Annotated in this window: 9 protein-coding genes and 1 tRNA gene; 7 read left to right on the plus strand and 3 right to left on the minus strand. The window is 61.7% G+C overall.

Annotated features, from left to right (window positions below):
• On the plus strand, window positions 1-482 hold a 482-nt coding region (locus ACJWXQ_RS03555), incomplete at its 5' end, for an indole-3-glycerol phosphate synthase TrpC (RefSeq protein WP_406672164.1).
• Between the two features lie 40 nt (window positions 483-522).
• On the opposite strand, the gene crp is transcribed toward ACJWXQ_RS03555, so the two are convergent.
• A complete protein-coding gene (crp, locus tag ACJWXQ_RS03560) occupies window positions 523-1209 on the minus strand; it encodes a cAMP-activated global transcriptional regulator CRP (RefSeq protein WP_346052882.1) in 687 nt (228 codons plus the stop codon).
• Window positions 1210-1369: 160 nt separating this feature from the next.
• Between crp and speD the strand changes: the two genes are divergently transcribed.
• On the plus strand, window positions 1370-2164 hold the full coding sequence (gene speD, locus ACJWXQ_RS03565; protein ID WP_346052884.1) for an adenosylmethionine decarboxylase: 795 nt from the start codon (window positions 1370-1372) through the stop codon (window positions 2162-2164).
• Window positions 2165-2212: 48 nt separating this feature from the next.
• On the opposite strand, the gene coq7 is transcribed toward speD, so the two are convergent.
• Together coq7 and ACJWXQ_RS03575 are read right to left on the minus strand one after the other, a co-directional pair.
• Window positions 2213-2833, minus strand: a complete 621-nt coding sequence (gene coq7, locus ACJWXQ_RS03570) for a 2-polyprenyl-3-methyl-6-methoxy-1,4-benzoquinone monooxygenase (RefSeq protein ID WP_406672167.1) — start codon at window positions 2831-2833, stop codon at window positions 2213-2215.
• 55 nt (window positions 2834-2888) lie between these two features.
• Window positions 2889-4148 (minus strand): (Fe-S)-binding protein, encoded by a 1260-nt coding sequence (locus ACJWXQ_RS03575; RefSeq protein WP_406672168.1) that lies wholly within the window; start codon window positions 4146-4148, stop codon window positions 2889-2891.
• Window positions 4149-4253: 105 nt separating this feature from the next.
• Between ACJWXQ_RS03575 and ACJWXQ_RS03580 the strand changes: the two genes are divergently transcribed.
• The 5 genes from ACJWXQ_RS03580 (at window position 4254) to ACJWXQ_RS03600 (ending at window position 6469) form a co-directional block, all read left to right on the plus strand.
• On the plus strand, window positions 4254-5057 hold the full coding sequence (locus ACJWXQ_RS03580) for a YdiY family protein (protein WP_406672165.1): 804 nt from the start codon (window positions 4254-4256) through the stop codon (window positions 5055-5057).
• Between the two features lie 13 nt (window positions 5058-5070).
• Window positions 5071-5379, plus strand: a complete 309-nt coding sequence (locus tag ACJWXQ_RS03585; protein WP_406672166.1) for a (2Fe-2S) ferredoxin domain-containing protein — start codon at window positions 5071-5073, stop codon at window positions 5377-5379.
• A gap of 137 nt (window positions 5380-5516) precedes the next feature.
• Complete coding sequence (gene rplM, locus ACJWXQ_RS03590) at window positions 5517-5945, plus strand: 50S ribosomal protein L13 (protein ID WP_346052894.1); 429 nt, start codon at window positions 5517-5519, stop codon at window positions 5943-5945.
• A gap of 27 nt (window positions 5946-5972) precedes the next feature.
• Window positions 5973-6365, plus strand: a complete 393-nt coding sequence (gene rpsI / locus ACJWXQ_RS03595) for a 30S ribosomal protein S9 (protein ID WP_346052896.1) — start codon at window positions 5973-5975, stop codon at window positions 6363-6365.
• 30 nt (window positions 6366-6395) lie between these two features.
• Window positions 6396-6469: transfer RNA gene (locus tag ACJWXQ_RS03600), tRNA-Gln, on the plus strand.
• Window positions 6470-6626: the final 157 nt, after the last annotated feature.

Genomic DNA, 6626 nt, shown 5'->3' on the forward strand with positions numbered 1-6626 from the left:
AGCCGCTCTATCTGGATCAGGCCAGAGCGGCCTGTGCCTTGCCGGTCCTGCGCAAGGACTTCATTGTCGATCCCTGGCAGGTCTGGGAGACACGGGCCATGGGTGCCGACTGTCTGCTCCTGATTGTTGCTGCCCTGTCCGATGCACAGATGGAGGAGTTGTCAGCCGCGGCCCGGGAAGCCGGTCTGGATGTGCTGGTGGAAGTCCATGACGAACAGGAGCTGGAGCGGTCCCTGCCCCTGGGCTGGCGCCTGATGGGGATCAACAATCGTGACTTGCGTGCCTTTGAGACCCGTCTTGAAACCAGTCTGCAGTTGTCCCGGCAGATGCCCGACGACCGCATCGTGATCAGTGAGTCCGGTATCCATGGGCCCGAGGATGTGGCCCGTCTGCGCGCCGCGGATATCCATGCCTATCTGGTGGGGGAGGCCTTCATGCGTGCCGATAGTCCGGGGCAGGCGCTGGCCGAACTCATTCGCTGACAGCGGGAGGGAAAAAGCCTGTCGCCATGGTGTCCTGGCCTCAGGAGCGCTGGCCGCATTCGGATGCCAGGGCGTGGCTGTCATCATCCGGGCCCGCACCCAGGATCACGATCTTCTTGCCCTGGGCCTGGATCAGCCCCTGCTCTTCCAGGGACTTGAGCACCCGCCCCGCCATCTCCCGGGAACAGCCCACCAGCCGCCCCAGCTCCTGGCGGCTGATCTCCACCTGGATGCCGTCCGGGTGAGTGAGGGCATCGGGTTCCCGGCTCATCTGCAGCAGGGCAGCGGCCACCCGGCCGGTGACATCGAGGAATACCAGATCGCCGAGGCGACGGGTGGTCTTCTGCAGGCGATCGGCCAATTGGCGGCTGACCGCGAACAGAATGTCCGGCTTCTGGTGCCATAGTCTTTGAAAGCGGGCGTAGCTGATCTCGGCGATCTGGCACTCGCTGCGCGTGCGGACAAAGGCGCTGCGGGTCGCTTCGGCGTCGAAAAGGCCCATCTCCCCAAAGAACTCGTTCTCGTGCAGGTAGGCGACGACGGCTTCGTTGCCTTGCTCGTCCTCAATCAGAACCGTGACCGAGCCTTCAACGATCAAATACAGGGAGTCCGGCCGGGCGCCGGCATGGATGACCAGCTTCCGGGCGGGAATCCGCCGGACGTGGCAGTGGGACAGGAACCAGTCCATGTCCTCCGGATCCAGGATGGGATCTGGACCTTTCGTCATCGCATTCAACTCCCCAGTGGCTCGACGATCTGCAAGGCAACTTGTACCGCTTGCGGGGCAGCATGGCAAGCGGGGCTTTACTACACGGGGTCAGTATCCAGATAATTGCCCCATTCCAGCCAACGCCGAGCGCGACTCTCAGCCCAGAGGATGACTTGCCATGGAAAAGCTTCGGCTGCACGGTTTCAACAACCTGACCAAGACACTCAGCTTCAATATCTATGATATCTGCTATGCGCGAACTGAGCGTCACCGTCGGGAGTACATCGAGTACATTGACGAGGCCTACAATGCCGAGCGTCTGACCCAGATCCTCAGTGATGTTTCGGATATCATCGGTGCCAATATCCTCAACATTGCCCGTCAGGACTATGAGCCCGAGGGCGCCTCGGTGACGATTCTGATTTCAGAAGAGCCGGTGACCGAGGCCGAAGCGGAGGCACTGTCCCGGGAGGAGCCCGGCCCACTGCCCGAGACCCTGGCGGCCCATCTGGACAAGAGTCACATCACGGTGCACACCTACCCGGAAAGTCATCCCCATGAGGGCATCAGCACTTTCCGGGCGGATATCGATGTCTCGACCTGCGGTCGCATCAGCCCCCTGAAGGCGCTGAATTATCTGATTCATTCATTCGAGTCGGACATTGTCATGTGCGATTACCGGGTGCGCGGCTTCACCCGCGATGTGGACGGTGAAAAGCACTTCATCGACCACGACATCACCTCGATTCAGAATTTCCTCGCCGAGGACAGTCAGGAACGCTATCAGATGGTGGATGTGAACGTGTATCAGGAAAACATGTTCCACACCAAGATGATGCTCAAGGACTTTGACCTCAACGACTATCTCTTTGGCATGGGCAAGAAAGAGCTGGACGCCGAGGAGTGCGCCCGTATCGAAGAGCGGGTGGAGCGGGAAATGAAGGAAATCTTCTACGGGCGGAGTATGGGATAACCCCCGCCGTAGGAGCGGATTCATCCGCGAATGGGCAACCGAGATGCGTCAAACCCGATAAGCCAGGGTCGTCATCACCCGTGATGCCGCCCACATCAGACCCCGGACCGGGGCGGGCAGCTCGCTGCCACCTTCCTCAAGGGCATTCTCGCGATGCTCGTTTTCTTCCTTCTGCATCTGCGAAAGGATGGCTCGGCTGCGCTTGTCCTGTGGTGGCAGGCGGCCCATATGGTCTTCCAGGTGATGGACCACCTGGGATTCGGTTTCGGCCACGAAGCCCAGGTTCCAACGGTCGCCGAAGGTCCCTGCCACGGTACCGATGCTGAAGGCGCCGGCATACCAGAGGGGCGTCAGGCGGCTGGGTCCCTCGCCCAGCTCTTCCAGCCGCGCCGCGCACCAGGCGAGGTGGTCAATCTCCTCGTCAGCGGCTTCCTGCATGCGGTCGGTGACCGCCGGGTTACGCGCGGTCAGGGCCTGAGACTGATAGAGGGCCTGGGCGGCGACCTCTCCGGCATGATTGATGCGCATCAGCCCGGCGACATGGCGGCGTTCTTCGTCCTCCATGTCCGCATCGGGAATGGATTCGGCGGGGCTGGGGCGTGCGCTGCGGGTCTGGCCCGCGAACATGGTGCGCAGGCCGCGGTCGAAGCCTGCCAGCAGTCTATCCAGGGGAGTGAAGTCTCTTTGATTCATGGCGTCATTATACCGTTGCCGGCCGGGCCCTTCACTGCAGTTGCCGGGCGAGCAGTTCGATGGGGTGAAGCACTTCACATTCGGGCAGGCGTCGGCGCAGCTGGCGGCGGAGCTGGAGCTTGCAGCCGATATTGCTGGTGAGCAGATAACGGGGGCGTTCAGCGACCACCTTGTCAGCCAGCGCCTGCCCAAGCTGCTCGCTGAATGCGGCCTGGCCGAGCAGATAGGTGCCGGCCGCGCCACAGCACTGGCCCCGGCTGTCGAGTGTGAGCAACTCCAGCCCGGGAATCCGTGCCAGGAGATCGGCAATGCTTCCGGTCGCACCGACCACATTCCTTTGGCTGCAGGGCAGGTGCAACAGGGCCCGTTCCTCAATGGGGTTCAATGACAGTTGTGCAGAGCCCCAATCCAGCCTCTGCAGCCAGTCGCAGATATCGACAACCTGTCCGGCGAAGCGTCGATGGCTTGCCTCACTGACGATCTCGTCATATTCCATCAGGCTGGCAGTGCAGCCCGATGCCGTGGCCAATACAGGTGTGTCGCCATCGAAGGCCGCGACATTTCTGTCGCTCAGACGTCGAGCCGTCTGATCGTCGCCGCCGTGCTGAGCCGGGGCGCTGCAGCAAGCCTGATTCGGTGGAATCACTACCTGGTGACCGCTGCGCTCCAGTAGCCGGATGGCGGCATCGGAAACACCCGGATCGATTTCTTCGGCGAGACAGCCGAGAAACAGTTGCACGGCCTTGCCCTCGCCGCGCACGGCCGCGCGGCGACGGTGACGGCCGATGCGGTCAGGCAGCAGGCCATCCAGTCGAGCCAGGCCCGGACTGAGACGAAGCAGGCTGTGCCGGGCAAGCCACTGCATGCCGCTCCATTGATAGAGGCGGAGCAGGCCGCCCGTGAGACGGGTGGCCCAGGGCCGGGTCATCACCGCCGTCGCCCAACGCTCCCGACGACTGCGATGGCCCGCTGCCCTCACCATGCGACGCCCGGCATCGATCAATCGGCCATAGGGCACTTCGGCCGGACAGACCGGTTCACAGTTTCGGCAGCCAAGACATTGTTCCAGGTGGCTCGCGGCCCGCTCATCCAGTGGCAGTGCCTCCTGGGCCAGGCCCTGCATCAGCGCGATTCGTCCCCGCGGTGATTCATTCTCGTTCCGGGTGAGGCGGTAGGTGGGGCAGTGGGGCAGACAGAGGGCGCATTTCACGCAGCGATCCGCGTCGGCCAGGGGGAAATCGGCCCGTTCATCCGCCGGCTTATTCCGGTGGCCCGAATTTTTTGGGAACAGGCTGGGGTTCGGCGAGTCCATACGCGTATAATACGCGGAAAAACAACAGCATGCTGCCCAGAATCCGGGGCGGCTTTCTTTTTGCCAAGGCGACGGGAGCGCGGTTTGCGAAAACTACTTGCCAGTCTTCCAGTTGTGATCATGGGGGCGGCTCACGCCCAGGTCTATGGCAGCACCGATCAGAGCATCTTCGGTACCGTGGTGGACAGTGCGCCGGACCATTCCGAACTGGAGCTCAGCGAGGAATTTCTGGAGTGGAGCTACGGCGGGCGAGTGGAAGTCGGTTTCCAGGCCAGACGGGGCAACACGGAACGAACCGACCTCAACTCTCGTATGTTGCTGGGCATGGAGAAGGGTGACTGGGCCAATACCCTGGAATTGCGCGCGGTCAGTGCGGATGACGGTGAAGTGACGGTTGAGGAACGCTACTTTCTCGCTACCAAGAGTGAATATTCCTTTACCGAATACAACTTCTTCTTCGGCACGATCAACGCGGAAAAAGACCGGATTCGCAACGTGGACCTGCAGACCACCGAGGCGGTGGGTTACGGTCGCCGTATCCTGCGAACGGATCGTCATCGCCTGGATGCGGAGATCGGCGTGGGTGCGCGTCAGATCCAGTTCCGGGATGACAGGGATCGGGTCTCTGACGAGATTGTCCGTCTGGCATCCGACTACAGCTGGGACATCAATGGCTCGGCCAGCCTGACTCAGGATGTTCGTGTCGAGACAGGTATCGGCGGGATTGACCGTACTTTCGCCGAATCCATCACGACCCTGTCCGCGACCATCGTCGGCGAGCTTGCCCTCAACCTCTCTTATACGGTCCGCTACCTGGACGACGAGAACATTGAGCAGGAAACCAAGACCGACACCATCACCAGCATCGGGTTCAACTATCGATTCTGAGGGGTCTTGGCCTGTGAGCTTCTATCAGCGACACGCCTTTTTCTGCACCAATCAACGCGACAATGGCCGCGCCTGCTGCCAGGACCACGGCGCCAGCGAATTGCGACATTACGCCCGGGAGCGACTCAAGGAGGCAGGTGTGTTTGATGCCGGCGGGATCCGGGCCAGTGCTGCCGGCTGCCTGGGCCGTTGCGAGGAAGGCCCGGTCATTGTCGTCTATCCTGAAGGGACCTGGTACACCTATTTCAGCCGGGAAGACGTGGATCTCATCATTGATGAGCATCTCCTCGGGGGCCGGATCGTCGATTCCCTGCGAATCTGATCCCGAGCCGGCCGACCGGGCTTGCGGCGAGGCGCGGCGCGCTGTACAATTCCCGCTCTTTAGCGAATCAGGGTGGCCGACAGGTCGCCCCGTGCCGGAAAATTCCCGGAAAATTCAAGGTTTTGGAGCGGATCCAGATGAAGACCTTTTCCGCCAAGCCGGAGACCGTCAAGCGCGATTGGTATGTTGTGGACGCCGAGGGCAAGACCCTGGGCCGTCTCTGCACCGAGATCGCCCGTCGTCTCCGCGGCAAGCACAAGCCGGAGTACACCCCTCACGTCGATACCGGCGACTATATCGTCGTTGTCAACGCCGAAAAGGTGCACGTGAGCGGCAACAAGGCCCAGGACAAGCAATACTTCTGGCATACGGGCTACGTGGGCCACATGAAGAGCCGGTCTTTCAGCGAGATGATCGACAGTCGTCCGGAGCGGGTGATTGAGCTGGCCGTCAAGGGCATGCTCCCCAAGAACCCCCTGGGCCGTCAGATGTATCGGAAGCTGAAAGTCTACGCCGGCCCCGAGCACAATCATGCCGCCCAGCAGCCCAAGCAGCTGGAAGTCTGAACCCGATAGAATCGGTAGCGAGTAACCATGGCACAGCAACAGTATTACGGCACCGGCCGCCGCAAGACCTCCACCGCCCGCGTTTTCCTGCGGCCGGGTAGCGGCAACATTGTGGTTAACGGCAAGCCGCTGGATCAGTACTTCGGCCGCAAGACGGCCCAGATGATTGTCCGTCAGCCCCTGGAGCGTCTCGAGGTTGAAGGCAACTTTGATCTCAAAGTGACCGTCTCCGGCGGTGGCAGCACTGGCCAGGCCGGTGCCATTCGCCACGGTCTGGCCCGGGCACTGATGGAATACGACGAAGCCCTGCGCACACCCCTGCGTCAGGCCGGCTGGGTCACCCGTGACCCCCGCCAGGTCGAGCGCAAGAAGGTCGGTCTCCGCAAGGCCCGCCGCGCTCCGCAGTTCTCCAAGCGTTAATCCGGAGAACCAGCGGCATCCCCGTGAAATTGGGGGATCGTCTAACGGCAGGACAGCGGACTCTGACTCCGTTAATCCAGGTTCGAATCCTGGTCCCCCAGCCATAAAAAGGCCCCGCCGAGCAGGCGGGGCTTTTTTATGGCTGGGGGGATCTTATGAGAACCTTGGGCTAATGGGAATGCGGCCTCTCGGGGGGGCTGTTCGTGGACGAAGCCGTCCGGTCGAAATCTACCCATCCCGGTTCGACAAATGCGTCTGGAA

This window comes from Natronospira sp. (assembly GCF_007134575.1).
GTDB classification, from domain to species: domain Bacteria; phylum Pseudomonadota; class Gammaproteobacteria; order Natronospirales; family Natronospiraceae; genus Natronospira; species Natronospira elongata.